Source organism: Streptomyces shinuiensis, from assembly GCF_043660855.1.
GTDB lineage: Bacteria > Actinomycetota > Actinomycetes > Streptomycetales > Streptomycetaceae > Streptomyces.
In genome coordinates this window covers 631,072-656,013 of record NZ_JBIHML010000001.1, presented here as the reverse complement: position 1 = coordinate 656,013, position 24,942 = coordinate 631,072, and the positions used below count along the sequence as shown (strand labels likewise).

The 24,942-nt window shown below is 73.9% G+C and carries 25 protein-coding genes and 2 pseudogenes; 7 read left to right on the top strand and 20 right to left on the bottom strand.

Annotation, left to right across the window (positions count from 1 at the left end; all coding sequences use genetic code 11):
• Positions 1-42: 42 nt before the first annotated feature.
• From ACGRHY_RS02820 to ACGRHY_RS02810, 3 genes and pseudogenes are all read right to left on the bottom strand, one after another.
• Positions 43-1,332 (bottom strand): exo-beta-N-acetylmuramidase NamZ family protein, encoded by a 1,290-nt coding sequence (locus ACGRHY_RS02820; RefSeq protein WP_394633793.1) that lies wholly within the window; start codon positions 1,330-1,332, stop codon positions 43-45.
• Positions 1,333-1,717: 385 nt separating this feature from the next.
• Positions 1,718-3,214, bottom strand: a complete 1,497-nt coding sequence (locus ACGRHY_RS02815; protein WP_394633792.1) for a rhamnulokinase — start codon at positions 3,212-3,214, stop codon at positions 1,718-1,720.
• Between the two features lie 95 nt (positions 3,215-3,309).
• Positions 3,310-3,980 (bottom strand): annotated as a pseudogene (locus tag ACGRHY_RS02810) (SDR family oxidoreductase); the annotation flags it as partial.
• 159 nt (positions 3,981-4,139) lie between these two features.
• Between ACGRHY_RS02810 and ACGRHY_RS02805 the strand changes: the two are divergent.
• A pseudogene (locus tag ACGRHY_RS02805) lies at positions 4,140-5,161 on the top strand (LacI family DNA-binding transcriptional regulator).
• Positions 5,162-5,389: 228 nt separating this feature from the next.
• Here ACGRHY_RS02805 and ACGRHY_RS02800 read toward each other — a convergent pair.
• Positions 5,390-6,517: an FAD-dependent oxidoreductase gene (locus ACGRHY_RS02800; protein WP_394633791.1), complete on the bottom strand. Its 1,128-nt coding sequence runs from the start codon at positions 6,515-6,517 to the stop codon at positions 5,390-5,392.
• Positions 6,518-6,581: 64 nt separating this feature from the next.
• Between ACGRHY_RS02800 and ACGRHY_RS02795 the strand changes: the two genes are divergently transcribed.
• Positions 6,582-7,004 (top strand): secondary thiamine-phosphate synthase enzyme YjbQ, encoded by a 423-nt coding sequence (locus ACGRHY_RS02795; RefSeq protein WP_394633790.1) that lies wholly within the window; start codon positions 6,582-6,584, stop codon positions 7,002-7,004.
• A 155-nt stretch (positions 7,005-7,159) separates the two neighbouring features.
• Entirely contained in the window at positions 7,160-8,215 is a 1,056-nt protein-coding gene (locus ACGRHY_RS02790) for a lactonase family protein (RefSeq protein ID WP_394633789.1), read from the top strand.
• 82 nt (positions 8,216-8,297) lie between these two features.
• Here ACGRHY_RS02790 and ACGRHY_RS02785 read toward each other — a convergent pair whose 3' ends face one another.
• The 8 genes from ACGRHY_RS02785 to ACGRHY_RS02750 form a co-directional block, all read right to left on the bottom strand.
• Positions 8,298-9,290 (bottom strand): sirohydrochlorin chelatase family protein, encoded by a 993-nt coding sequence (locus tag ACGRHY_RS02785; RefSeq protein ID WP_394633788.1) that lies wholly within the window; start codon positions 9,288-9,290, stop codon positions 8,298-8,300.
• Positions 9,291-9,443: 153 nt separating this feature from the next.
• Positions 9,444-10,445 (bottom strand): N-acetylglucosamine kinase, encoded by a 1,002-nt coding sequence (locus ACGRHY_RS02780; RefSeq protein ID WP_394633787.1) that lies wholly within the window; start codon positions 10,443-10,445, stop codon positions 9,444-9,446.
• A complete protein-coding gene (locus ACGRHY_RS02775; protein WP_394633786.1) occupies positions 10,442-11,119 on the bottom strand; it encodes a uracil-DNA glycosylase in 678 nt (225 codons plus the stop codon). The genes ACGRHY_RS02780 and ACGRHY_RS02775 overlap by 4 nt, the downstream gene beginning before the upstream one ends.
• Positions 11,116-12,600, bottom strand: coding sequence for a transposase (locus ACGRHY_RS02770; RefSeq protein WP_394633785.1), 1,485 nt, complete (start codon positions 12,598-12,600; stop codon positions 11,116-11,118). Before ACGRHY_RS02770 ends, ACGRHY_RS02775 begins: the two co-directional genes overlap by 4 nt.
• Positions 12,601-12,678: 78 nt before the next feature.
• Positions 12,679-12,858 (bottom strand): hypothetical protein, encoded by a 180-nt coding sequence (locus ACGRHY_RS02765; protein WP_394633784.1) that lies wholly within the window; start codon positions 12,856-12,858, stop codon positions 12,679-12,681.
• A gap of 15 nt (positions 12,859-12,873) precedes the next feature.
• The gene (locus ACGRHY_RS02760) at positions 12,874-13,125 is read right to left on the bottom strand and encodes a hypothetical protein (protein WP_394633783.1); all 252 of its coding nucleotides are present in this window, start codon (positions 13,123-13,125) and stop codon (positions 12,874-12,876) included.
• Positions 13,126-13,246: 121 nt separating this feature from the next.
• Positions 13,247-13,588 carry a GntR family transcriptional regulator gene (locus tag ACGRHY_RS02755; RefSeq protein ID WP_394637903.1) on the bottom strand — a complete coding sequence of 114 codons (342 nt, stop codon included), beginning with the start codon at positions 13,586-13,588 and terminating at the stop codon, positions 13,247-13,249.
• Between the two features lie 141 nt (positions 13,589-13,729).
• Positions 13,730-14,818 (bottom strand): NADH:flavin oxidoreductase/NADH oxidase, encoded by a 1,089-nt coding sequence (locus tag ACGRHY_RS02750; RefSeq protein ID WP_394633782.1) that lies wholly within the window; start codon positions 14,816-14,818, stop codon positions 13,730-13,732.
• A gap of 138 nt (positions 14,819-14,956) precedes the next feature.
• Between ACGRHY_RS02750 and ACGRHY_RS02745 the strand changes: the two genes are divergently transcribed.
• Complete coding sequence (locus tag ACGRHY_RS02745; protein ID WP_394633781.1) at positions 14,957-15,316, top strand: ArsR/SmtB family transcription factor; 360 nt, start codon at positions 14,957-14,959, stop codon at positions 15,314-15,316.
• 99 nt (positions 15,317-15,415) lie between these two features.
• On the opposite strand, the gene ACGRHY_RS02740 is transcribed toward ACGRHY_RS02745, so the two are convergent.
• The gene (locus ACGRHY_RS02740) at positions 15,416-16,102 is read right to left on the bottom strand and encodes a DUF305 domain-containing protein (protein ID WP_394633780.1); all 687 of its coding nucleotides are present in this window, start codon (positions 16,100-16,102) and stop codon (positions 15,416-15,418) included.
• Between the two features lie 199 nt (positions 16,103-16,301).
• On the opposite strand from ACGRHY_RS02740, the gene ACGRHY_RS02735 reads away from it, so the two are divergent.
• A complete protein-coding gene (locus ACGRHY_RS02735; RefSeq protein WP_394633779.1) occupies positions 16,302-17,786 on the top strand; it encodes an LVIVD repeat-containing protein in 1,485 nt (494 codons plus the stop codon).
• A gap of 91 nt (positions 17,787-17,877) precedes the next feature.
• On the opposite strand, the gene ACGRHY_RS02730 is transcribed toward ACGRHY_RS02735, so the two are convergent.
• The 6 genes from ACGRHY_RS02730 to ACGRHY_RS02705 all read right to left on the bottom strand — a co-directional run bounded on the left by ACGRHY_RS02730 (position 17,878) and on the right by ACGRHY_RS02705 (position 21,841).
• Positions 17,878-18,537 carry a TetR/AcrR family transcriptional regulator gene (locus ACGRHY_RS02730; protein ID WP_394633778.1) on the bottom strand — a complete coding sequence of 220 codons (660 nt, stop codon included), beginning with the start codon at positions 18,535-18,537 and terminating at the stop codon, positions 17,878-17,880.
• A 171-nt stretch (positions 18,538-18,708) separates the two neighbouring features.
• Positions 18,709-18,834 (bottom strand): hypothetical protein, encoded by a 126-nt coding sequence (locus tag ACGRHY_RS02725; RefSeq protein ID WP_394633777.1) that lies wholly within the window; start codon positions 18,832-18,834, stop codon positions 18,709-18,711.
• Positions 18,828-19,544 (bottom strand): phosphatase PAP2 family protein, encoded by a 717-nt coding sequence (locus tag ACGRHY_RS02720; protein ID WP_394633776.1) that lies wholly within the window; start codon positions 19,542-19,544, stop codon positions 18,828-18,830. Before ACGRHY_RS02720 ends, ACGRHY_RS02725 begins: the two co-directional genes overlap by 7 nt.
• A gap of 88 nt (positions 19,545-19,632) precedes the next feature.
• Positions 19,633-20,577: a M56 family metallopeptidase gene (locus ACGRHY_RS02715; RefSeq protein ID WP_394633775.1), complete on the bottom strand. Its 945-nt coding sequence runs from the start codon at positions 20,575-20,577 to the stop codon at positions 19,633-19,635.
• 112 nt (positions 20,578-20,689) lie between these two features.
• A complete protein-coding gene (locus tag ACGRHY_RS02710; RefSeq protein WP_394633774.1) occupies positions 20,690-21,283 on the bottom strand; it encodes a DUF5134 domain-containing protein in 594 nt (197 codons plus the stop codon).
• 165 nt (positions 21,284-21,448) lie between these two features.
• Complete coding sequence (locus ACGRHY_RS02705; RefSeq protein WP_394633773.1) at positions 21,449-21,841, bottom strand: VOC family protein; 393 nt, start codon at positions 21,839-21,841, stop codon at positions 21,449-21,451.
• An 88-nt stretch (positions 21,842-21,929) separates the two neighbouring features.
• Between ACGRHY_RS02705 and ACGRHY_RS02700 the strand changes: the two genes are divergently transcribed.
• The gene (locus tag ACGRHY_RS02700; protein ID WP_394633772.1) at positions 21,930-22,547 is read left to right on the top strand and encodes a GNAT family N-acetyltransferase; all 618 of its coding nucleotides are present in this window, start codon (positions 21,930-21,932) and stop codon (positions 22,545-22,547) included.
• Here ACGRHY_RS02700 and ACGRHY_RS02695 read toward each other — a convergent pair.
• On the bottom strand, positions 22,519-23,202 hold the full coding sequence (locus ACGRHY_RS02695) for a glycerophosphodiester phosphodiesterase (protein ID WP_394633771.1): 684 nt from the start codon (positions 23,200-23,202) through the stop codon (positions 22,519-22,521). The two genes, ACGRHY_RS02700 and ACGRHY_RS02695, sit on opposite strands and share 29 nt — an antisense overlap.
• A 300-nt stretch (positions 23,203-23,502) precedes the next feature.
• Here ACGRHY_RS02695 and ACGRHY_RS02690 point away from each other — a divergent pair, with 300 nt between their 5' ends.
• The gene (locus ACGRHY_RS02690) at positions 23,503-24,915 is read left to right on the top strand and encodes a DUF6421 family protein (protein ID WP_394633770.1); all 1,413 of its coding nucleotides are present in this window, start codon (positions 23,503-23,505) and stop codon (positions 24,913-24,915) included.
• The last annotated feature ends 27 nt before the right edge of the window (positions 24,916-24,942 follow it).

Below are 24,942 nucleotides of genomic sequence, written 5' to 3'. Positions count from 1 at the left end.
GCCTCGGCACCGGACCGGCCGTCTCCAGCCTCGCGGGGAGTCTCAGGTGTAGAGCAGGTACGGGCGCCGCGCCCGCTCGAAGGCGCGTACCTCCTCACGCCAGGCGGCCGTGATCTCCTCCACGTCCTTGCCCGCGTCGATCATCTCCCGCAGCCTGGGGGAGCCGGATAGCTTGTCGATCCAGAACGGGCGCCTGGTGTCCCAGGAGTCCCGGCGCCAGGCGAAGTCGTCGTGGCGGCGCGCCTCCACCAGCATCGCCACCGCCGTGGGGATCGGCTCGTAGCGGAGCGGATCGGTGACGTGGACCTGGACGCCCGCGCAGGTGGTGCCGGTGTGCTTGCCGAACGTCGGCACGAAGTAGCCCTCGCGGAACCGCACCCCCGGCAGCCTCCGCGCGTTCAGCCGGTCGCTGTAGCGGTGGTCCAGGTACGGCGCGCCGACGAACTCGAACGGGCGAGTGGTGCCGCGCCCCTCCGAGAGGTTGGTGCCCTCGAAGTAACCGGTCCCGGCGTAGACCACGGCGGTGTCCGCGGTCGGCATGTTCGGGGAGGGCGGTACCCAGGGCAGGCCGCTGCCGTGCGCGGTGGAGTACGGGTCCCAGCCGCGTACCGGCACGACCTCCAGCTCCGCCACCTTCCCGCCCCCGCCCTCCTCCGGCAGCAGTTCGCCGTTGAAGTAGCGGGCCAGCTCGCCCACCGTCATCCCGTGCTGCTGGATGATCACCTCGGCGCCGACGCCCGAGGTGAACTCCTCGGTCATCAGCGGGCCGTCGGCCCGCCGACCGATCGGGTTGGGGCGGTCCAGCACCACGAAGCGGGCGCCGGTGGAGCGGGCGGCGACCATCGCGCTGTACATGGTCCAGATGTAGGTGTAGAAGCGGACGCCGACGTCCTGGATGTCGAAGACGATCGTGTCCGCCCCGGCCCTGGTGAACAGCTCGGCCAGCTTCGCCGCGCCCGCACCGTACGCGTCGTACACCGTCAGACCGGTGCGCGGGTCGGTGAACTCCGGCTCGGAGGAGCCCGCCTGCGCGCTGCCCCGGAAACCGTGCTCGGGGCCGAACACCCCGACGATCTCCAGCTCGCTGCGCGCGGCCATGGAGTCCACGATGTGCCCGGCGTCGCGCAGTACGCCGGTCGGATTGCTGATCACGCCGACCCTGCGGCCGCGCAGCATGGACCAGCCGCGGGCGGCCGCGGCATCGGCGCCGGGGACGACGCCCCGGCCGCCGGAGCGGTTGCCGGGCGCGGCGGTGGCGGTGGCGGAGGGCAGGAGCGGGGCGGCCAGCGCGGCCGCCGCGCCGCCGGCGAGGAGGGAACGGCGGGAAGGCATGCCGGGAAGCTAGTCGCGGGCGCGCTGAGCGACAAGAGGCCACGCACGGTGACAGAGGTACAGAGCAATGGCGGCGCCCCGACGGAGCAGCCCCGGTTGCGCCCGTCGGCGCCTCACCTCCCGGCCCGCTCCCACGGTCCCCCTCCCGCCCCCGGCGGCTCGGCCGCCGGGGGCGGGATCCTCGACGAGGACCGCCTCCAGGGCGCGCGGGCCGTGGGCGCCCTCCACACGGCCGAACCCCGCCGTGCCAGGGCGCCGCCGATGTGCACCGGGCAGGGGTTGTCCACCGCGCACACCGCTTCCGCCCCCGGCCTCTCCGGTACGGCGGGAGCGGCCCGCCCTGTGCCAGGGCGGAGCGTGTCGGTCACACACGTCACGAACAGCGCTACCCGTGTACCGCGGCCTCCGCCCGACGCCAGGCTGCCCGGTCGCCCCTGGGCTCATGGCGCCGCAGCGGCCGGGTGGCACGCAGCAGGGAGCGCAGCGCCGCCAGGTCACCGCGTACGGCGCCGGCCGCGCGCGCCTGGACCAGCACGTTGCCGAAGGCCGCCGCCTCGGCCGGGCCCGCCACCACCGGCAGTCCGCAGGCGTCGGCCGTCAGCCGGCACAGCAGCTCGTTGCGTGCCCCGCCGCCGACGATGTGCACCACCTCCACCTCCCGCCCCGACAGCCGCTGGGCGTCGGCGACCGCCCGGCGGTGGGCCAGGGCCAGGGAGTCCAGCACGCAGCGGACCGTCTCGGCCGGATCGCGGGGGACCGGCCGGCCGGTGCGCCGGCACGCCTCGGCGATCCGCGCGGGCATCCGCCCCGGCGCCAGGAAGGCCGGATCGCCGGCGTTCACCACCGAGCGCAGCGCGGGTGCCTTCGCGGCCTCGCGCAGCAGCACCTCCAGGCCGGGCGCGAGCCCTTCGGCCTCCCAGGAGCGCAGACACTCCTGGAGAAGCCACAGACCCATGATGTTGCGCAGATAGCGGACCGTGCCGTCCACGCCCAGCTCGTTGGTGAAGTTCGCGGCGCGCGACTCCTCGGTGAGCACCGGGGCCTCCAGCTCCACACCACCCAGCGACCAGGTGCCCGTGGCGATGTACGCGAACGCCCGCCCGCTCTCCGCCGGGACTCCGGCCACGGCGGAGGCGGTGTCGTGCGAGCCGACGGTCGTCACCGGCACCGGCCCGGCCAGCCCGCACTCCTCCAGCACCTCGCCCAGCAGTTCGCCCACCGGATCCCCCGGCCGCCGCAGTGGCGGGAACAGCGACAGGTCGACGCCGAACGCCTTCGCCACCGGGCGCGCCCAGTCACCGGTGCGCGGATCGACGAGCTGGGTGGTGGAGGCGTTGGTCAGCTCGGTGCCCGTCTCGCCCGTCAGCCAGTACGCGATCAGGTCCGGGATCAGCAGCAGGCGCCGGGCGGCCTCCGGCGCGGGCGTACCGCGGGCCGCCACCAGTTGGTGGAGGGTGTTGAACGGCTGGTACTGCAGGCCCGTGGCGGCGTACAGCTCCTCGGGCGGCATCACGGCCGCGGCCCGGCCGGCGGCCCCCGCCGTACGGCCGTCGCGGTAGTGCACCGGATTGCCCAGCAGCGCGCCCGAGGCGTCCAGCAGCCCGTAGTCCACGGCCCAGGAGTCGACGCCGACCGAGGCCAGGCGCCCCCGCGGCGCGGCCCGGCCCGCCTCCCGCAGCCCGTCCAGCACGCCCCGGTACAGGCCGAGGACGTCCCAGTGCAGGGTGCCGCCGGCACGGACGGGGCGGTTGGGGAAGCGGTGCGCCTCGCGCAGTTCCAGAACGCCCGGCCCGGCCGTGCCCACCATGACGCGCCCGCTGGAGGCACCCAGATCGACGGCGGCGAAGGACGGGGAGGAGTGCGACGGTGGGGCAGGGGACACGGCGGGACCCCGCGGGAAAGGGAGTCGGGCCTGCCCGGCCACCGCGGTGGCACGACCGGTTCACACGAAGGCCGGGCAGGTGATGAGGGAGGGCGTCAGCGCAGGAATGCCGCGGCGACGCCCGCGTCGACGGGCACGAGCAGCCCGGTGGTGTGGCTCAGCTCGCCGCCCGTCAGCGCGAACACCGCGTTCGCCACGTGCTCGGGCAGTACCTCGCGCTTGAGGAGGGTGCGCTGGGCGTGGAACTCGCCCAGCTTCTCCTCCGGCACCCCGTACACCGCCGCGCGCCGGGCGCCCCAGCCGCCCGCGAAGATGCCGGAACCGCGCACCACCCCGTCGGGGTTGACGCCGTTGACGCGGATGCCCGACTCACCCAGCTCGGCCGCCGGCAGCCGCACCTGGTGCGCCTGGTCGGCCTTGGCCGCGCCGTAGGCGACGTTGTTCGGGCCCGCGAACACGGCGTTCTTGGAGGCGATGTAGACGATGTCGCCGCCCATGCCCTGGGCGGCCATCAACCGGCCGCCTCGCGAGAGACCAGGAAGGAGCCGCGGGCCGTGATGGCGTGCTGGCGGTCCCAGTCCTCGGCGGTGGTCTCCAGCAGCGGCCTGGAGACGGGGATCCCGGCGTTGTTGACCACCAGGTCCACGCCGCCGAAGGCCAAGGCGGCCTCGGTCAGGGCCGACCTGACGGCCGCCTCGTCGGTGACGTCGACGGTGACGGCCACGGCCCGGCCCGGGCCGCCCAGTTCCTCCGCGACGGCCTCGGCCGCGCGACGGGAGGGCCGCCGCGGCCCTCGGTGCGGACGGGCGCCCTGCGGGATCCGGTGTGCCTGCGGCCCCGGAACAGGTGCGTAGCATGGGCGCGCGGCTCCGGGCCGGGCGCCGCGGACAGCAGGAAACGGGAGACGGTCGGGCTCGTGGCGCGCATGGTGGGTATCAAGGACGTGGCACGTCAGGCGGGGGTGTCGGTGGGCACCGTCTCCAACGTCATCAACCGGCCGGAGATGGTCGCCGAGGAGACCAGGACCCGGGTGCAGGCGGTGATAGCGCAACTCGGCTATGTGCGAAGCGAGTCGGCGCGGCACCTGCGGGCGGGTCGCAGCAGGATCCTCGCCCTGCTCGTGCTGGACATGGCCAACCCCTTCTTCGCCGATGTCGTCTCCGGTGCCGAGCGGGCGGCGCGGGAGGAGGGGCTCGGGGCGATGCTGTGCAACAGCGCTCAGAGCCCCGCGGAGGAGGCCGACTACCTCTCCCTCTTCGCCGAGCAGCGGGTGCGCGGCGTCCTGGTCACCCCGGCCGGCACCTCCGGCCGGAACCCGGCCGACTTCCGCCGCCACGACATCCCCTACGTCGTGGTGGACCGGGTGCTGGACAGCGCCGACGAGGGCTGCTCGGTCTCCGTCGACGACATCACGGGCGGATCGCTGGCCGCCCGGCACCTGCTGGCCCAGGGCCACCGGGAACTGGTCTACGTGAGCGGGCCGATGCATCTGTCGCAGTGCCGCGACCGGCACACCGGCGCGCTGGCGGCCCTGCGGGAGGCGGGGCTGCCCCACAGCGCGCTGCGGCGGATCGAGGGCGAGCGGCTGGACGTGACCGCGGGGCGGGACGCCGGCGCCAGGCTGCTGGGGACGACGCCCAGGCCGACGGCGCGGTGTTCTGCGCCAACGACCTGCTCGCGCTGGGGGTGCTCCAGGCGCTGTTCGCTGCCGGGGTCTCGGCGCCGGAGGACATCGCACTGGTCGGCTACGACGACATCGAGTTCGCCGCGGCGGCGGCCGTTCCCCCGACCTCGATGCGGCAGCCCGCCTTCCGGATGGGACGCACGGCCGCCGAGCTGCTCATCGAGGAGACCGGGGAGACGGCCGCCGGGCACCGGCACCAGCGGATCGTGCTCCAGCCAGAACTGGTCGTCCGCGACTCCAGCGTCTCCGCGCCGCACCACTGAGCCGCGCCGCCGGGGCGTCGCCGGGGCGTCGCCCGCCGTTCGGTCGGACGAGCCGGCCGACGAAGTGGACGAGGCCGGCGAGCAGGCCGGTGATGAGGTCCGTCGGGAACTTTCCCCTTGTGCGTGTCGGGACAGACCCCTCCGTCTCCCGGTGGGACTCCGGGCCGGAGGAGCGGTGAAGCTCCGCGGCGCGTCACCCGCACAACGTGTGCACCACGCGTCCCGCGGTCACCGCGCAGCCGTTTTCTCCGCCATCACGTTTACGGGTGACTCCCCGGGGCTCTGTTCGCTCCCGGAGGGGTGGCCGAGGAGGTCCCGCACCGCACGGACCGCGGCCCGGCCCGCGCGGCCTGCGCCGACGGTGCTCGCCGAGGGGCCGTAGCCGACCAGATGGATCCGCGGATCGCGCACCACGCGGGTGCCGTCCATGCGGATGCCGCCGCCCGGCTCGCGCAGCCGCAGCGGCGCCAGATGGCCGAGCGCGGGACGGAAGCCGGTGGCCCACACGATGCTGTCCGCCGCGACGGAGCGCCCGTCGTCCCACTCCACGCCGCCGGGCGTGATCCGGTCGAACATCGGCAGGCGCCGCAGCACTCCGCTGTCCCGGGCGCGCCACATCTCCTCGGTCATGGGCAGTCCCGTCACGGAGACCACGCTGCGCGGCGGCAGCCCGTCGCGTACGCGCTCCTCGACCAGGGCGACCGCCGACCGTCCGCGCCCGGCGTCGAACGGTCCCTCGGTGAAGACCGGCTCGCGGCGGGTCACCCAGGCCGTGGCGGCGGCGACCGGTGCGATCTCCAGCAGGTGCTGCACGGCGGAGGTGCCGCCGCCCACGACCACCACGCGCTCGCCCGCGAAGGGGCCCGGCCCGGGGTAGCGGGAGGTGTGGAGCTGGCGGCCGGCGAAGGACTCCTGACCGCGCACCCGGGGCCAGTAGGGGCGGTCCCAGGTGCCGGTGGCGTTGATCAGCACCCGGGTGGCCCACACCCCGGCGCCGGTCTCCACCAGCAGCCGTCCGTCCCCGGCCTCGCGCACCGCGCGCACCCGCACCGGGCGCCGCACCCGCAGGCCGAAGGCGCGCTCGTAGCCGGCGAAGTATCCGCCGATCACCTCGGCGGAGGGGCGGTGGGGATCGGCGCCGGTCAGCTCCATGCCGGGCAGGGAGTGCATCCCGTGCACCCGGCCGTAGGTCAGGGTGGGCCAGCGGAACTGCCAGGCCCCGCCAGGACGCGGGGAGCGGTCCAGGACGACGAAGTCCCGGCCGGGCTCGTACCCGGCGCGCCGCAGGTGGTAGGCGCTCGACAGGCCCGCCTGCCCGGCGCCCACGACCACGACCTCCACCTCGGAGAACTCCATGACCGGCCAACCACGGGCGGGGCCGGATGCTTCCCGGAGCGGAGGCAGGCCCCAGGATGGAGCAATGAGCGATCACTTCAGCACCCGTACCCTCCACGTCACCACCGGCTCGGACGAGACCGTCGCCGACCTCACCCGCGAATGCGAGGGCTTCCTGGCCGAAGTCGCCGGCGGCCGCGACGGGCTGCTCAACGTCTTCGTCCCCCATGCCACCGCCGGCATCGCGATCATCGAGACCGGGGCGGGCAGCGACGACGACCTGCTCGCCGCACTGCGCGACCTGCTGCCCGCCGACGGCCGGTGGAGCCACCGGCACGGCAGCCCCGGCCACGGCCGCGACCACGTCCTGCCGGCCCTCGTCCCGCCGCACGCCACCCTGCCGGTGGTCGGCGGGCGGCTGGAGCTGGGCACCTGGCAGTCGGTCTGCCTGGTGGACACCAACGGCGACAACCCCGACCGGCGGGTGCGGCTGTCCTTCCTCGGCTAGCCGCGTCGCCGTGCCGGAGAGCGGGCCGGATCGGGGAGGGCCTGGGAGCCCTCCCAGTCTGGTCCAGGCCAATGCTACGGTCGCCCCCGGTGCCCGGAACGGGGGCAGCGACTCGAGCGGAACCGAGCGGGATCGAACGGGAGAGGGGCGGCACAGTGGACGGTGCGGGCGGCGGACGGCGGGCGTACATCGGGTCCTACACCTCGGCGGGCGGACGCGGCATCACCACGGCCGCCGTCGATCCGGACACCGGGGCACTGACGGTGCTGCACCACACGGACGCGGTACCCGACCCCTCCTACCTCGTGCCGGGGCCGGGCGGGGGGATGCTCTACGCGGTGAGCGAGACCGAGGACGGCCGCGCCGCCGCGCTGTCCCTGGCCGACCCCGACCGGCCGAGCCCCGCCGGGGCGCCGGTGTCCGTCGAAGGCGCCGGTCCCGCCCATCTGACCTGCGCGGCCGGGCAGCTGATCACCGCCAACTACACGTCTGGGAGCGTCAGTTCGCTGCCGCTGCGGCCCGACGGAACCCTCGGCGCGCAGCCGGCCGTACTGTCCCACAGCGGCCGCGGGCCGGTAGGCGGGCGGCAGGAGGGGCCGCACGCCCACGCCGTGGTCGCCGACGCCTCGTGGCGCTGGCTGCTGGCGGTCGATCTCGGCGCCGACTCGGTGTGGGTCTACCGGCTCGACCACGCCGCGGCCGCGCTCCGCCCGCACGGGCGGACACCGCTGCGGCCCGGCAGCGGACCCCGGCACCTGGCCTTCCATCCGCGCGGCGACCGGGCGTACGTCGTCAATGAACTGGTCTCCACCGTGGTCTGCTGCCGGTGGGACCGGGCGAGCGGCGTTCTGGAGCCCGCGGGGGAGGTCGGCACGCTGCCGGCGGGTTCCGGGGCGGAAGGGGGGAGCTACCCCTCGGAGCTGGTGGTCTCCGCCGACGGCCGCTGGGCCTGGGCGGCCAACCGCGGACACGACAGCATCGCCGTACTGGCCCTGGAGCCGTACGGCGAGGGTATGGAGCTGGTCACCACCGTCCCCTGCGGCGGGCACTGGCCGCGCGACCTGGCCCTGGACCCGGCCGGGCGCAGGCTCTACGCCGCCAACGAGCGTTCGGGCGACGTGACCTGGTTCGAACTCGATCCGGACACCGGGGTGCCGCACCGGGCGGGCTCGGTCCAGGCTCCGGCCGCCACCTGTGTCGTCCTCGGCTGAGGGGCCGGCTGAGAGGTCGGCCGGGCTCGGCCCGCCGCGCGGCCCTGCGACCCGGCGGGCCGCAGGGGGGGAAGGGCCCGGGTCAGTGGGCCTGCGCCCCCTGCGGCGACCGCTGGGCGATGCCGAGCTTCGCGGCGTAGGTGGAGGCCGCCAGCCTGCCCACCGCCGTGTAGGAGCCCAGCGGCTCGGCGGCCTGGCAGTCGGCCTCCCGCACCGCGGACTCCAGCAGGCCCTCGGGGATCTCGGGGCCGATCAGGCAGGGTGCCAGGGCGAGCTGCCGGGAACCGGCCTCGCGCAGTTGCTCGGCGGCGCGGGTGACGGCGCCCTCCTCGTCCAGCCCCGCGGACAGCACCGGCACCGCCAGGCGCGCGGCCAGCAGCATTCCGGTGATCCCGGCGGCCTGCACGGCCTCCTCGCCGCCCATGGCGGCCAGGATGATGCCGTCGGCGGCGGTCGCCACGGTGAACAGCCGGGCGCGGTCCGCCCGGGCCAGCCCCGCCTCCGAGAGCTTGACGTGGACGGCCTCGGCCAGCAGCGGGTGCGGGCCGAGTACGTCGGTCAGCTCGGCACCGGAGCCGCTCTCGAGCACGGCCTGGCGTATCCGGCGCATCTGCGCTCCGTCGGGCCCGGCCAGCAGGGGGACGACCACCGCGAGCGGGGCCTCCTCGATCCGGCGGCGGGCGGCCTCTGCCTCGGCCTCCACCTCGGCGGCCTCCGCGCCCGCCTCCACCGCCTCGGCGGCAGCGGCCTGGACCGCGGCCGTCGCCGCGGCGGCGCGGGAGGCGCGGTCGGCCGCGGCCCGCGTCAGCACGCTCCGGAGGGCGGGGAACTCACCGTCGTCGCCGTCCACGAAACCGACCCGGGCGTCGAGCCCCGGCAGCTCGGAGCGGGCGATGCTCAGGATCTCCTCGGCGAGGCTCCGGGAGGTGCCGGAGGGAACCCCGGGGACGGCCAGCACCAGAGCGGGCGCACCGTCAGGTGCTATGGCGGGCTGAGGCCGGCGGTGCCGTCCGGGCTGTCGGGGACGCGGCATTCGTACAGGCAGGCCGTTTGCGGGGCCAGTGGGGGTGCTCATGGCGCCGCATGCTAATGCCTTGGCGGGTTTGGCTGTTCGGGCGGGGCGGACGAGTGCCGGTCTGTCCCTTTTTCTCCCGCGCGTCGCGGTGACGGACCCGTTCCACTGCGTCACCGGACCGTGCCGGCCGATGCGCCCGCTCCCGCACCCGCCTCACCGGATGTGGAGGAGAGCCGGGTCCCGCGGCAGCCGCAGCGCGTCCCGGGCCAGCCGGCCGGCCAGGAGCAGGGCTCCGGCCAGGGGGTCTCCCGCCGCCGGGACGGTCCGGGTGTGCGGCAGTCGTACGGCCAGCTCCCGGCGCAGGGGGGCGAGCAGCGGCTCGCCGGCCTTGAAGAGCCCGCCGGTCAGGGCGACGAGGCTGCCCTCGGACCCGGGGCAGACGGCGGTGGCGCTCTCGGCGATGTGGACGGCCGCCTCCTCGACGACGCGCGCCGCCACCGGATCCCGGTCGGCGCATCCGGCCACCTCCGGGGCGAACGAGGCGAGCACCGCCGGGCGGTCGGTACGCGGATACAGCTTCTCCGGCAGGGAGGCCACCGGGCCGAAGACGGCCTCGGCGCGGGCGAGCAGCGCGGCCGAGCCGCCCGGCCGGCCGTCATGGGCGCGCATCGCCGCCTCCAGACCGGCCCGGCCGATCCAGGCGCCGCCGCCGCAGTCGCCCAGCAGATGGCCCCAGCCGTCGGCCCGCCGCCAGGAACACAGGTCCGTACCCGTCGCGATCACCCCGGTCCCGGCGGCCACCACGGCGCCGGGCCGCTCGCCCAGCGCGCCGGCGTACGCGGTCACGGCGTCGGCGGCCAGCGCCACGCGCCGGGCGCCCAGTTCCCGGGCGAACGCCTCCGGCAGAACGGCGCGCAGTTCGCCGCCGAGCGTCGCCATGCCCGCCGCCCCCACGCACACGGTGTCGATCCGGAGTTCGGCCGGGTCCGCCCCGGCGGCGGCCAGCAGGGAGCGGACCCGGGGCAGCGCCAGTTCCAGCAGGTGGGCCGCGTCGATGCCCGCGGGACCGGTGCGTACCGGACGGCCGGACGAGGCGGTGCCCACCGGGGCCGGCGCCGCCGCGCGGCCGGCGCCGCCGGTCCGGGCCAGGGCGACGCGCAGTCCGGACCCGCCCGAGTCGATCCCCAGGATCCAGGGGGCCGGGCGGTCCGTCACGGCAGGCGCCAGTCGACAGGCTCCCCGCCCTGCCGCACCAGCAGCTCGTTGGCCCGGCTGAACGGGCGCGAACCGAAGAAGCCGCGGTCCGCCGACATGGGGGAGGGATGGGCCGACTCCACTGCCGGGTACGCCTCCAGCAGCGGTCGAAGATTCCGGGCGTCCCGACCCCACAGAACGGCCACCAGCGGCTTGCCGCGCGCGGCAAGCGCCCGGATCGACTGCTCGGTGACCTCCTCCCAGCCCTTGCCGCGGTGCGCCGCGGGCCGGCGCGGCGCGGTGGTCAGCGCCCTGTTGAGCAGCAGGACGCCCTGCCGTGTCCACGGGGTGAGATCGCCGTTCGAGGGCCTGGGCAGTCCGAGGTCGGCCTGCAGTTCCCGGAAGACGTTCTCCAGGCTGCCGGGCAGCGGGCGCACGTCGGGGGCGACCGAGAAGCTCAGCCCGACGGCGTGGCCCGGTGTGGGGTAGGGGTCCTGGCCCACGATGAGGACCCGTACGTCGTCGAAGGGCTGCTGGAAGGCGCGCAGCACGTTCGGCCCCGCGGGCAGATAGGTGCGCCCCGCGGCGATCTCCGCGCGCAGGAAGTCGCCCATCGCGGCGATGCGTCCGGCCACCGGCTCCAGCGCCTTGGCCCAGCCCGGTTCGACAAGTTCGCTCAACGGTCGTGCTGTCATGGGCGGTCACTCCCGGGTGTCGGCTGTGTGTAAATCAGAAGTCGGGGATCGATCCGCCCTTCCACCTGGAGGGGTGGAAGGGCGATCCCGTTCTCCGGCAGGTCGCTGCCCGGAAGGTCTGCCAGACGCTCCATGATCTCGTCCCACAGGCCCGAGGCCGGCCAGCGCGCGGCGCTGGTGGCGACCGACCCCGGGGAGTCGTAGGAGTCCGGCAGTTCCGGCCACGGAACACTCTCGCGCACCTTGTGGAGCATCGCCTCCAGGTGCCTCCGGGGGGAGGCACTGGGGCGACCGGCCCGGGGCACGGTGAACAGCGGTTCGACGCGCTCCCATCCCTCGTCGGTCAGGAAGGGGACCTTCCTGCCGCGGGAACGGAACCACCGGGCCAGCCGGTCATCCTTGCGGGTCTTGTGCTTCACCTCTCCGGTGATGGTCACGCGTACATCCAGCAGGTCCAGTACCTCAGCCTGCTGTGCCGGCTGCATGTCGGCCAGTCGGGTACGCGCGACCTTCGCCAGCCCCCTCAGGTCGTGGGCTCTGGCCTGAGCCTGCTTGGCGTCCTCGGCCCAGGCTTCGGCCTCCGACTTCAGCTTGGTGACTTGGGCCAGTTCTTCGTTCAACGGGGCGATGGCCCCGGCGATGGCGTCGGCCGGGCCCTGGCCGGACAGGGCCGCCTGCTTGGCGGCTGCCGCCATCACGGCGGCAATGGCCTTGTTCTGCGCGTCGATCTTCCGCTCCAGGTCTTCGATTCCGGCGGCGTAGTCAACGCGGCTGTCCGCGGCCATGTTCACCCAGTCCTCCGACATGGACTGAAGCCTGTCGGGGTCTCCCAGGAGTGTGCACACCTCGGACCGGACCAGCCGCTCGATGGAGGCTGCGTCCACCTGAGGGCATGAGCACCGCCCGGCGCCTGCGTGCTTCTCCACCTTCCCTGAGCACCGGTATGCCAGGTCAACCCGATCGGTGCGGTTCACTCCCGTGTAGTGCTTGCCGCACTGCCAGTAGTAGAGCCTCTTGCTCAGCGGGTGAACACCGCTCCTCTTGAAGCGCCGCCTGGCGGTGCGGGCCAGGGCCGCGTTCAGTCGGGTTACTCCCTCTTCGCTGAAGGCCCGACCCAGCTCGACGCTCACCATCTCCCACACCCAGGGCCAGAAGGCCCCGTCCCGCCGGCCGATGGCCCGCTCCTCCCAGACGCAGACCGCGACGCCGGGAAGCTCGCCCCGCCGGGCGAGTTCCATCAGGCGCTTCAGGACGGGGCGCTGCGTACGGTCCAGTGAGCCCGAGTACCCCTCGTCCCTGAAGACTCCGACAGGGGCACAGTCTTTTCTGGCGAGATACCGCTCCATCTTCTTGAGGGTGTGGGCGATCCCGAAGCCGCGCCTCTGGTCTTCAGTGCTCACCCGTGCGTACATCACGACCGGCGGCCGGCCGCCGCCCGCACGGCGGGCGCTCTCAACGGCCATCATGAGAGTATTGCTCACGTCGGTCTGCTCTCCTGGTCAGGCTGGCCGGGCCCCGGGGCGCAGCCACGCCGCCGGGGTCACCTGTCGCCCGGCATCCTAGGCCGCCGGCTGCGACCCGTGGGGCGAGAACAGGATCTCCAGGAGTCTGTGGTAGGCATCGTCGTCCGGCGCCTTCGACTGCGTCCGGCCGATCTCGGCCCGCGGCGCGGGGTCGTCCTTGAAGTGCTCACGCAGCCATATGGCTGCCTCTTCTCCCCCGGTGGAGCCGTCCTGCACGGCGACCGCCCCCTTTCATGCTGTGCGCGCACGGGTGTGCGCTGGTGCTCCCTTGTTGTGCCGGCGGCAGTGGCGCTCCATCTCGGCGCCGCAGAGGCGACAGGCCACCGTGCCCTTGAGGCCGCAGACGCACACGGGCTCGATGTCCCGCGGAGTCCAGTCGGCTACGGCCTGGCCGAGGTCGGCGAAGTCCTCCTCACCGACCGGGACGGTGTCCCGCCAGTGGTTCCAGGAGTCCCGCGGCGTGTGCAGGGGCGGGGCCAGCATGAAGCGGCCCCGCCCCTTGCCGGTCCTGGAGTCCCAGGCCGGTCCCTGCCTGGCTTCGCGGGCGGCCGTACCGCCGGCTACGCTCCGATGCTTCCTCTGGCCTCTCGGCCGTGTAGGTGCCCTACTGGGGCACGACGAACAGGAAGCCCTGTTCGACCAGCAGAGCGATGGCCCTGCGGACCGTGGGCCTGGACAGGCCGAACTCGTCCACCAGCCTGGATCCGCTTGCGATCGGGCGGTTGACTTTCCAGTCCCCGCGTTCGATGCGGGCACGGATGGTCCCCGCAAGCTGCCGGCACGGCGGCTTGCGGGGCCTCGGTGCCCTCGACGGCGTACGGGCGCTCGATGCGGCGAAGCAGCTTCTCGGCCTTCTTGTAGTGCTCCGGCCCTGAAGCCATGTCCCCTCCCTGGGAAAGCAAAGAGCCCCCGGATCTCGGGGGCTTTTGGTGTTTGTGCTGTTCAGGCGACCAGCGTGAACTGAAAACGGATGACACTTGAGGAAGGGTGCCCATGTGGGCGGTCACTCTACTGTGTCGGCCCGACGCCTCTCAGCCGGTCGTGTCCACCGGCCGCCGCCCGCGCGGGCCGCCACGGTGACCGGGCGTCAAACGGCCCAGGCGTACTGGTCGGGCAGGTGTACGGACCCGGCACCGAGCATTCGTGCGGCGCGGAGCGCCCAGTGCGGGTCGCGCAGCAGCTCCCGGCCGAGGAAGACCGCGTCCGCCTCGCCGTTCGCGACGGCCTTCTCGGCCTGCCCCGGTTCGGTGATCAGGCCCACCGCAGCCACCGGCAGCCCCGCCCCGGCCCTGACGCGGGCGGCCAGGGGAATCTGGTAGCCGGGGCCGACGGGGATGCGCGCCCCCGGCACGGCGCCTCCGCTGGAGACGTCGAGCAGGTCCACACCGTGCTCGCGCAGCAGTGCGGCCAGACGCACGGTCTCCTCGGGGCTCCAGCCGCCCTCCGTCCAGTCGGTCGCCGAGACCCGGAAGAACAGCGGCAGGTCCTCGGGCCACACCTGCCGCACCGCGTCCGTGATCCGCAGGGCCAGGCGTGTGCGGTTCTCGAGGCTCCCGCCGTAGGCGTCCGTGCGCCGGTTGGAGAGCGGGGAGAGGAACTCGTGGACCAGATAGCCGTGCGCGCCGTGGATCTCGGCGACCTGGAACCCGGCCGCCAGCGCCCGCCGTGCCGCGTCGGCGAACCGGCCGACCACCTCGTCGATCTGCTCCAAAGTCATCTCCCGAGGCGCCGGACGGTCCTCCGCGAAGGGCAGCGCACTGGGGGCGACCGCCTGCCAGCCGCCGTGGCCGGCGTCCAGCGGGGCGCCGCCGCGCCAGGGGGCGTCGGTGGACGCCTTGCGGCCGGCGTGGGCGAGCTGGACGCCGGCCACGGCGCCCCGCTCCTTCACGAAGTCCGTGATCCGCCGCAGCGCCTGGGCCTGCCGGTCGTTCCACAACCCCAGGTCGCCGGGGGTGATCCGGCCTTCGGGGGAGACGGCCGTGGCCTCCACCATGATCAGCCCGGTGCCGCCGGCCGCCCGGGCCGCGTAGTGGGCCAGGTGCCAGTCGCCCGCGACGCCCGCGACGCCCGCGTCCGGTCCGGTGGACTCGGCGCTGTACTGGCACATCGGAGACATCCAGACGCGGTTGGGCACGGTCAGCGAACGCAGGGTGTACGGCTCGAACAGGGCGCTCACGGAAGGCTCCTCGTCGGTTCGGGGTCGGTTCGGGGCCGGCCGGGGCCCTGGGCGCGGGCACCTGGCCGAACAGGCTTATACGATAGACGTCGTAGTACGTCGTGTGTCAAACTACGATGCCCTTCGTAGTATGGAGTCGTGACACCCCGAGCCCAGACCCCGAACACCGCCCGAGAGCTGGAGCATCCGGCCGCGCGGGAGATCCGGCTGGAAGAGGTCCTGCACGCACTCGCCGACCCCGTGCGCCTGCGGGTCGTCCGCGCCCTGGCGGCTGGCGGTGAGGAGATGGCGTGCTCGCTCTTCGACCTGCCGGTCAGCAAGTCGACGACCACACACCACTTCCGAGTGCTGCGCGAGAGCGGCCTGATCAGCCAGAACTACCGGGGCACCGCGAAGATGAACGCCCTGCGCCGTGACGACCTGGAGCGGCTTTTCCCCGGGCTGCTGGACAGCGTGCTCGCCGCGGCGGCCCGCCAGGAGGAGGGGCGGGACGGCTGAGCACCTCCCCGCCGTGTCCCGGGAGCGGGCGGACGACGGGACGGGGCGCCCGGACCCCGGCCCGCGCGCTCCGTGACGCCCCCCGCTCGACGCGGTCCGTCAGGGCATCGAGCGCATCCGGTTGATCTCGGCCGTCTGCTGGACGGCCACGTCCCCGGCCATCTCCTGGACCTGGATGTCACGGCCGTCGGCCGCCACGTCCTTGGCCATCGTCACGGCGCCCCGGTGGTGGGCGGTCATCAGCTTCAGGAAGAGCCGGTCGAAGTCCTCGCCGCGGGCCTGCCGCAACTCGTCGAGCTGCTCCTCGGTCGCCATGCCGGGCATCGGTGCGCCGCCGTGGTCTTCGTGGTCCGCGCGGCCCCCCTGGCCGTTGCGCTTGAGCCAGGACCGCATCGCCGAGATCTCCGGCCCCTGGGCCGCGGCGATGCGGTCGGCGAGCCGGCGCACCTTGCCCGATTCCGCGTGCTCCTCGGCCAGGTCGGTCATCACCAGCGCCTGCCGATGATGCTCGATCATCCGTGTGACGTAGGAGAAGTCCGCGGCGTTCGGTTCGCCCCTGCGTGCCTCCCCCGCCTTCCGCGCCTCTTCGGCGGAGAGCGTCTCGGCGGCCTCGCCCGGCCTGCCGGGTGCGATCACGGAGGGGCCGCCGCCGGGGGCCGCCTCGTCGGAGCCGTCCTCGCAGCCGGTCAGCGCCGTCAGCGCCGTCAGCGCCGCCAGCGCCGCCAGCGCCGCCAGCGCGGACGGGAGCACGCGGGCGGAGAACCGGAACCTGTGACGGTCTGTCACTTTTCCTCCTGTGGCACGGGGTGTGCCGCTTCCCCGGTCCTGGCACGGGACGCTCCGGCACGTCCGAATCCTGACACGGAGGGGCCCGGCACCGTGTTCGTATCCCCCTGTCGACGCGGGGGCGTGAGGAGCCATACTGCCCGAGTCCGTGAGCCGCCCAACCCGGGTCGGCGCCAGGCGGATCGACAGGGAGGAAGCAGTGACGTCGTTGCCCAGACCCCGTGCACGGCGCAGGCACCTCGGCGCGGCCGCGGCCGTACTCGGCCTGCTGTCCACGCTCCCGGCCGCCGGACCGGCGGCGGCGATTTCCGACTCCGGTGACTCGCCGGCCACGTCCGGGAAGGTTTCGAAGCAGGAGCGCACGGAAGCCGAAGCCGCCATCGAAAGCGGCGGGACACCCGGTGTGGACGAGGTCGTCCACAGCAGGAACGTCTCCCATCTGACCAACCTGCCCAAGGGGGCGCTCAAGAGCCGCAACACCGACCTGGCCTTCCAGGGCCGCTACGCCTTCGCCGGCAACTACGACGGATTCACCGTCTACGACATCAGCCGCCCGAAGTCCCCCAAGGTCGTCAGCCAGGTCCTGTGCCCGGGCGGCCAGAACGACATCTCCGTCTCCGGGGACCTGCTCTTCCTGTCCACGGACTCCTCGCGCAGCGACGACTCCTGCAACAGCACCACCCGGTCGCCCACGGAGAAGAGTTCCTGGGAGGGCATCAAGGTCTTCGACATCAGCGACAAGCGGAACCCGCAGTACGTCGCGGCCGTCGAGACCGCCTGCGGCTCGCACACCCACACGCTGGTGCCCGACCGCGGGGACGTCTACGTCTACGTCTCGTCCTACTTCCCGGACGAGTCCTTCCCCGACTGCCGGCCTCCGCACGACGGGATCTCCATCGTGAAGGTGCCGCGCGAGGCACCCGGGGAAGCGTCGGTGGTCGACTTCCCCGTCCTCTTCCCGGACGGCGGCAACCCGGGTCCGCCGGAGAACCCGGTCGCCACGGTGCCCACCACCGGCTGCCATGACATCACCGCGTTCCCCGAGCCGAGGCTCGCCGCGGGCGCGTGCATGGGCGACGGCGTCCTGATGGACATCTCGGATCCGGCCGCGCCCCGCGTCATCGACCGTGTCCAGGACAACGAGAACTTCGCGTTCTGGCACTCGGCGACCTTCAACGAGAACGGCCGGAAGGTCGTCTTCACCGACGAGCTCGGCGGCGGCGTCGGCGCCACCTGCAACGCGGAGGTCGGCGACAAGCGCGGCGCGAACGGCATCTACCACATCACCGGCAAGGGCGATCAGCGCAAGCTGGTCCTCAAGAGCTACTTCAAGATCCCCCGGCACCAGGCCGACACCGAGAACTGCGTGGCCCACAACGGCTCGCTGATCCCGGTCGAGGGCCGGGACATCATGGTGCAGGCCTGGTACCAGGGCGGTGTCTCCTTCTGGGACTTCACCGACTCCACCAGGCCCCGGGAGATCGGGTACTTCGAGCGCGGCCCGTACTCCGACCCCGACACCATCGGCGGCTCGTGGTCGGCGTACTACTACAACGGCCACGTCTACTCGAACGACATCCAGATGGGCCTCGACGTCCTGCGGATCCGGGACCGTCGCACAGCCGGCGCCGAGCGCGTCCGGCTGGACGAGCTCAACCCGCAGACCCAGCCCGACTACCGCTGAGCCGGCCGAGCCGGCCCGAACCGCTGAACACCGGGCCCCGGCGGCCGTGCCGCCGGGGCCCCCGTCCGTTCCTCCCCCGGGCGCGGGGCCGTCAGAGCGGGCCCGACAGCGGCAGCAGCGGGACCTGCCCGGGCTGCTCCTTCCGGGAGATGTCGGGCGGGAATCCCAGCTCCCAGTCCAGTCCGTACCGTGCGAACAACTCGGCGCGCAGTCTCGCCGGCGGCATCGGCGCCCCGGGCAGCAGCACGGCCACCACCGCCCCCATGAGAAGTGCGCGCAGCAGCGGATAGTCGGTGTCCGGGTCGTGCGAGCCGTAGCCGGCGACGGTGTCGCGCAGCAGTCCGGCCAGCCGCTGCTGCTCGTCGCACCGGACGAAGCCCTCGTGCTGCAGGATCCCGGCCATGTGCGTGCGCATCAGCGTCGGCCGGTCGCGGGCGAGACCCAGGATCGCGTCGATCGCGCGGGCCAGCGTCTCCCGCCCGGCGTCCGGGCCCACGGGCCGCGGCTCGCGCTCCAGCGCCCCGGCCAGGGTGAGGTGCATCAGCCGGTGGACGGCGGACTGGAGCAGTTGGCGTTTGCCCGGGAAGTAGTACGACACCAGACCCCGTGCGGCCCCGGCCCGGTCCGCGATGTCCCCCAGGGTCGTCGCCTCGTATCCGCGCTCGTCGACGAGTTCCACCGTCGCCTGCAGCAGCCGCTCGCGGGATCGCCGGCGCAACTCCTCATTGACCGATGCGCTGCGAGGGGACATCCTGTTAACTCCTGCGTTGACTGGCTCAGGGCCAATATACTCAGCGGTCTCCGGACGCCGACCTGTGAGTACGGCGGTGTCCGGTCGGACGCCGATCTCGGGCGACGCGGGGGATCGCCCGAGATCGGCCTTCCTCAGGTGCCTTCGCCCGTCTCCGCCCGGCCGGGCCGCTCAAGCCGTACGGCCCACCAGGTCCGGGACCGGCAGCAGCCCGCCGGGCAGGGTGGGGCCCGCCTCGCCGGGCACGGCACGCGGCGGTTTCCCGGAGAAGCCGAAGAGGACGCCTCTGATCACCATGGGTCCGATCCTCCCGGTCCGCGTCGCTCCGGTCGAGGGGGCCGGGGACCGCGTCCGCTCCACAGCGCCGCCGCGGCGGCGGCCACGGCGAAGCCCAGCAGCCAGCCGACGACCACGTCGGTGGGCCAGTGCACACCCAGGTAGACCCGTGTGAAGCCCACTCCGGTGACGCTCACCGCGCCCACCCACGCAACGGCCAGGCGCACGGGGCGGCCCGCTCCGCGCAACTGCGCCAGCCACAGCAGCAGACCGCAGGTGAGCGCCGCCGTCATGGCGTGGCCGGAGGGCAGGGCCGCGAAGCCCGCGGAGTCCACCGGATCACTCCAGCGCGGGCGGTCGCGGTCGAGCAGAGCCTTCAGGGCCTGCTGGAGGGCGGTGCCGGCGATCGCGGCGGCCGAGAGCCAGAGCGCCGGCCGGCGCACGCCGCGCAGCACCAGCCACACGACCGTCACCACCAGCACGGCCCGCATCGTCCACGGATCCCAGACCCAGTCGGTCAGCACCCGGTTGAGCCGCGTCCAGCCCGGCTCGTCGACCGCTGTGCGGTGCAGTTCGGCCGTGACGCGCGCGTCGAGGTCCAGCAGCGGGTCCCACCCCGCCAGGACGAGCACGGTGAGTACGGCGGCGGCAGCGGTGCACAGCGGGGCGGCGAGGCACGGAAAAGAACGCGGAAAGGAGCGTGGGGAGGAGCGCCTGGAGGAGGGGGCCATGGTGGAGAGAATCGCCGCTGGACGGCGGTCCAACCGTCCGGTCGGCGGGTTGGCCGGTCAAGGGGGCGCGCATGGCGGCGCGCGGATGTCAGCCCAGCGCCCTGAGCCCGGGGGCGAAGGCCACCAGCAGCGGCACCATCAGCACCAGGGCCGCCAGCGCGGTCGTCCGCAGCCGCCGGACCACCGTCAGCCGGGGGGCGGCCCTCAGCAGCCGGTCGACCCGCTGCGGCACCTGTGCGCCGGGGTGCGAGGCGTACGGGTCGAAGACCCCGCGCTCCTCGTTGAGTTCGACCAGTGCCAGAGCCACCGCCAGCCGTCCGCAGCGCCGTGAGGCAACATCGTCGGCCGCCAGCTCCACCAGCCGGTGCACCTGGTCCCGGAACGCGCGGAAGACCGGCACCCGTGGGAAGCCGGCGGCGAGCGCGGACGAGCAGTTCAGCAGCCAGTCGTGACGGGCCCGCAGATGGCCCTGCTCATGGGCGAGGACGGCGTCGAGCCTGCGTCCCCCCAGGCGGCGCAGCGCCGCGGTGGTGACCACGAGCCGGGGCGTGCGCCCCGGCAGCCACCAGGCGTCCGGGCGCTCGCTCTCCAGCACCACCAGCCGCTCCCCGGAGACCGGTTCCTCGCCGGGCAGCAGCGGGGCGCGGGTGAGGAGTTCGGTGTGCCGGGCGTGCCGCCGGGCGCGCGCGTGGCGGATCTCCCGGGTGAGCATCGCGGCGGTCCACACGCCGCCGCAGGCGAGCACCACCGCCACCACCGCGGGCCAGGACTCGCCGAACGCGCTGAGCCCGTACGCCTCGACGACCCGGCTCGGGGCCGGGGCGAAGACGTGGCCCCGCACGGCCTGCCAGGCCGCCGCGCCGGACAGGGCCATGGCGAGCACGCAGCACAGCAGCACGGCGACCACCACGCACTGCCACACCAGCAGCGCCAGCACCGGCTCGCGGTCCGGCCAGGAGCCGCGGGCCAGTACGCGCGGCGCCGTCGCCGCGATCAGTGCGCCCAGGACGATCAGTGTGAGCGCGACCATCATGGGGAACAGCCTATGAGGCGGCGGCCGCCCCGCGGCCGGTCGTAAACGGGAAGTGACGCACGCCTCACCGGCCCGGTGTTTCACCGGACCGCCAGGGGCCTTCGCGGGGCCATCAGACAGTGAGCAGCATCGTGAACATCCCGATGCCCATGGCCAGTCGGCAGGCCGCGGCCGCCTCCGGTGCCCGCGGCGGCCGTAGCACCGGGCCGCCGCGGGCACCGGAGGCGGCGGCCGGGAGGCGGAGGGAGCCCGGCGCGGGCACCAGCCGTGCCCCCGCGAGCAGCGCGTACAGCGCGAAATAGACCAGCAGCGCCCCGGTCGCCGCCGCCGCGGGGACCGGGTGCGCGGCCGGCGCCGCATGGTGCCCGTGGGCGGGGGCGGCGGCCATGGCGAGTGCCATGTGGAGCATGGCCAGGGCGCCGACGGTGTGGTGCAGATGGGGGAGCCGGTGCTCCCCGTCGAACAGGACCAGCGCCAGCCCGTACACCGCGGCGGCGCCGAAGAGCGCCGTGAAGACCGCCGGCGGCGGCGGGTCCACCGCCGAGGCGGGCAGCGCCATCACGGCCATACCCAGTCCCATCACCGCCTCGCCGGCGGCCTCCCGCCGCTGCCCGGGCGTGCCGCCGCGCGTTCGCCGCAGGCAGTACGTGCCCACGGCGCCGCACAGGGCCACCAGCATCCAGCCGACCGGTTCCGGTCCGTACACCCCGCCTCCCCGCCGCTTTCCCGGCCGGCCGCTCCGGCCGGTTCCGCGGTGAGGATGCCCGGTGCCGGACGCGTGTACGGGAGCGCGCGGAGGCAGTGGGGGAGCGAGGCCGGAGCGCATACCCCTGGTGCCGCAGCACCGTGCCCGGGGCCCGTGCGGGAGACCTCAGATACCGGGCCGGTACCGCAGCGGATGGTCCTCGGGGACCTCGACGAGGACGATCGGCACCCCGTCCGGATCGCTGATCCACATCTCCACCAGCCCCCACGGCTCGCGCCTGGGCTCCCGCAGCACCTCCACGCCGCGTGCGGTGAGCTCCTGACGGGCCCCGGCCGCGTCGGCGACCTGGAGCCACAGCCGCAGGCCGGGCGCGGGCGGGACGTCGGAGCGGCCGGAGACCTCCAGGAAACCGCCGCCCAGGAAGTAGACGGTCCCGCGCTCCGGCCCGGTGCCGAACTCCCGGTACACGGCCAGCCCCAGGGCGCCGCCGTAGAAGGCCCGCGAACGGTCCGGGTCGGTGGGGCGCAGCAGGACCCGGCTGCTCAGTACGTGAACCATGGCACCGAGCCTAGGCCGTGACCGGGGCGCTGTCCGGCATACGGGCCGAGCGGCCGGGTCGCGCGGACGGAGGGTTAGGCTCGGCCCCATGAACGCCCCGAACACCGTGAACGACCCCGCCTCCCCAGTCCCTGACACCGTCTCCGGGACCGCCTCCGGCCTGAGCTTCAGGACCGCGGGCGAGGGCGACGTCCCCGCGCTGGTCGCCCTGGTGGAGTCGGCGTACCGGGGCGAGGCCAGTCGGGCGGGCTGGACCACCGAGGCGGACCTGCTGGACGGGCAGCGCACCGACCCCGAGGGCGTCGCCGGCGTCGTCCGTGCCCCCGGCAGCCTGATGCTGGTCGCCGAGCGGGACGGGGAGCCGGTCGCCTGCTGCCAGCTGGAGCGCCGCGAGGGCGGTGCGGGGGAGGCCGTCGCGTATTTCGGGATGTTCGCCGTCCGGCCGGTCCTCCAGGGCGGCGGGCTGGGCAGGTCGGTTCTGGCGGAGGCCGAGCGGATGGTGCGGGAGCGCTGGGGCGCCCGCGAGATGCACATGACGGTGATCACCGCCCGGGCGGACCTGATCGCCTGGTACGAGCGCCGCGGTTACGCCCGCACCGGTCACACCAGTGCCTTCCCGTACGGCGACGAGCGTTTCGGCGTCCCGCTCCGCGACGACCTGGAGTTCGAGCTGCTGGTCAAGCCGCTTCGCCGACCGCCCTCCTGACGTCGGGCAGGTCGGTTACCACGCCGTCCAGCCCCAGCTCGCGGACGCGGGCCAGGTCCCGGTCGGTGTTGACCGTCCAGGAGATCACCTTCAGCCCCGCGGCGCGGCAGCGCCCGACCACCTCCGCGTCCAGCCGGCGCAGCTCGCAGGAGACCGTCGAGGCCCCCAGGTCCACGGCGCGCTCGGGGGCGGTGGGCGTGGACCTGCCGGTGACCAGCGCGATGGGGATGTCCGGCAGTAGCTTGCGGGTCTCGCGCAGGGCGTCGTCGTGGAACGAGATCACCGTGACCCGCCGGTGAAGGCCGAGCCTCTCGACGGTCTCCGCCAGCACCCGCGCCGCGGCGCGGTCCTTGATCTCGGCCTGGAGCGGCGCGGAGACCGCCTCCACGACCTCCTCGAAGACCGGGACGCGCTCGCCCCGGCCGGCGTCCAGCTCGCGCAGCTCGGCGAGGGTCTTGTCCACGACCGGACCGGAGCCGTCGGTGGTGCGGTCCACGTCGGCGTCGTGCATCACCACCAGTGCGCCGTCCCGGCTCAGGTGGAGGTCCAGTTCGATGACGTCGAAGCCCTCGCGGTCGGCCCGGACGAAGGAGCGCAGGGTGTTCTCGGGCTCGACGCCCATCACCCCGCGGTGCCCGACGGTCAGCAGTGGCACGGCGCGTTCTCGCTTTCCTGCGGTGTCCGAAGCGGCGGTGCGTACGCGCGGCAAGAGTAGCCGCGGACGATCACCGCCCGGGGCGCGGGGCGGCGGCGGCCCCGGTGGCCGGGCACGGAGCGCGCCGGACCGGCGTCCTCGGCGCACATACGGCCTTCTCTTCCGTTTCAGGGGGTACTCGCAGGAAAAACATCCGTACAGCGGGTGCTCGACAGAAGAACTTTCTCCTCCTCGGGTTGATCGGGGAAGTCTGCGCAGCTACGGTGCTGGTACGAGAGTTTCTTCTGTGGAGGGGTAGCAATGACGGAAATCCTTTCGCCCGCGGTGATGACGGGTGGTGCTCCGACCGCCGGCGGCCCGTTCACCGGCCGTGTGGTGGAGCACCCCGCCTGGGCGGTGCTGAAGGAGGCCGTCGAGGCCGTCCGCCCCGCCCAGTCCAAGGACGGCTCCATCGACTTCGAGGCCGAGGGCGCCCCCGCGCGGGCCGAGGTCGAGCGGCACGTCGAGCGGGTCGTGGCCTGTGTCGAGGAACTCGCGCCGCTGCTCCCGCACAACGAGGCGTACCACCGCGCCCTGGTGGCCGACCTGCGCAGCTGGGCCGGGAGCGGCTTCGGTGTCCCCGACTTCCTGGACTCCCTGCTGGCCTTCCAGCCCGCCTCCCGCCGCGCCGACGGGATCCAGCACCTGGTCGTCTTCCCCATGTACACGCAGAACGGCAACCCCGACCGCAATCTGGAGGCCGTCGTCCTGCGCGTGGTCTGGCCGGACTGGCTGGCCGAGCTGGAGCGCACCCGCTACGACAACCCGCTCTTCCTCGGCATCACCTTCGAGGACTTCACCAGCGGCTACGACACCCACTCCGCGGTCCTCTTCCCCGAGACCGTCGCCGTGCGCGAGGCGCCCGAGCGGTTCTCCTGGGGAGGGATCTTCTGCGACCGCGAGGCCGCCCGCTTCCGCCGCGTCGTCGACGCCGCCTGCGAGGTCACCGAGCTGGAGCTGCCCGAGGACGCCCGGGGGCTGCTCACCGACCAGAAGCGCGCCCAGCAGACCTTCGTGCTGTGGGACATGGTCCACGACCGCACCCACAGCCACGGCGACCTGCCCTTCGACCCGTTCATGATCAAGCAGCGCCAGCCGTTCTGGATGTACGGCCTGGAGGAGCTGCGCTGCGACCTCACCGCCTTCCACGAGGCCGTGAAGCTGGAGGCCGACGGCTTCGAGCAGGGCCGCGACGTGCAGTACGCCGTGCTGCTGGAGCGCCTGTTCCGCTTCCCCGTCACCGGTGAGCGCAGCCGCAACTACGACGGGCTGGGCGGCCAGCTGCTGTTCGCCTACCTCCACAAGCACGACGCCCTGCGCTGGACGGACAACAGGCTCAGCATCGACTGGCAGCGAGCCCGCGAGGTGACCGTGCACCTGCGCGAGGAGATCGAGACCCTCTACCGCGAGGGCATCGACCGCCCGAAGCTGGTCCACTGGTTCAAGGCCTACGAGCTGGTCTCCACCTACCTCGCCCCGCACCCCGGCTCGACCTGGGCCAAGGGTCCCGACGCCCTGGACCTGAGCCTGCCGCCGCGCAAGCTGGTGGACGACGTACTCCCCGACGAGTTCCCGCTGAGCATGTTCTACGAGGCCCTCGCCAAGAAGCTGCGTAACGTGATCGCATCGACCAAGGGCATCACCGCCGAGTCCGCCGTCCCGGCCGCGGCGTGACCACCGGACGTCACAGAGAGGCGATCA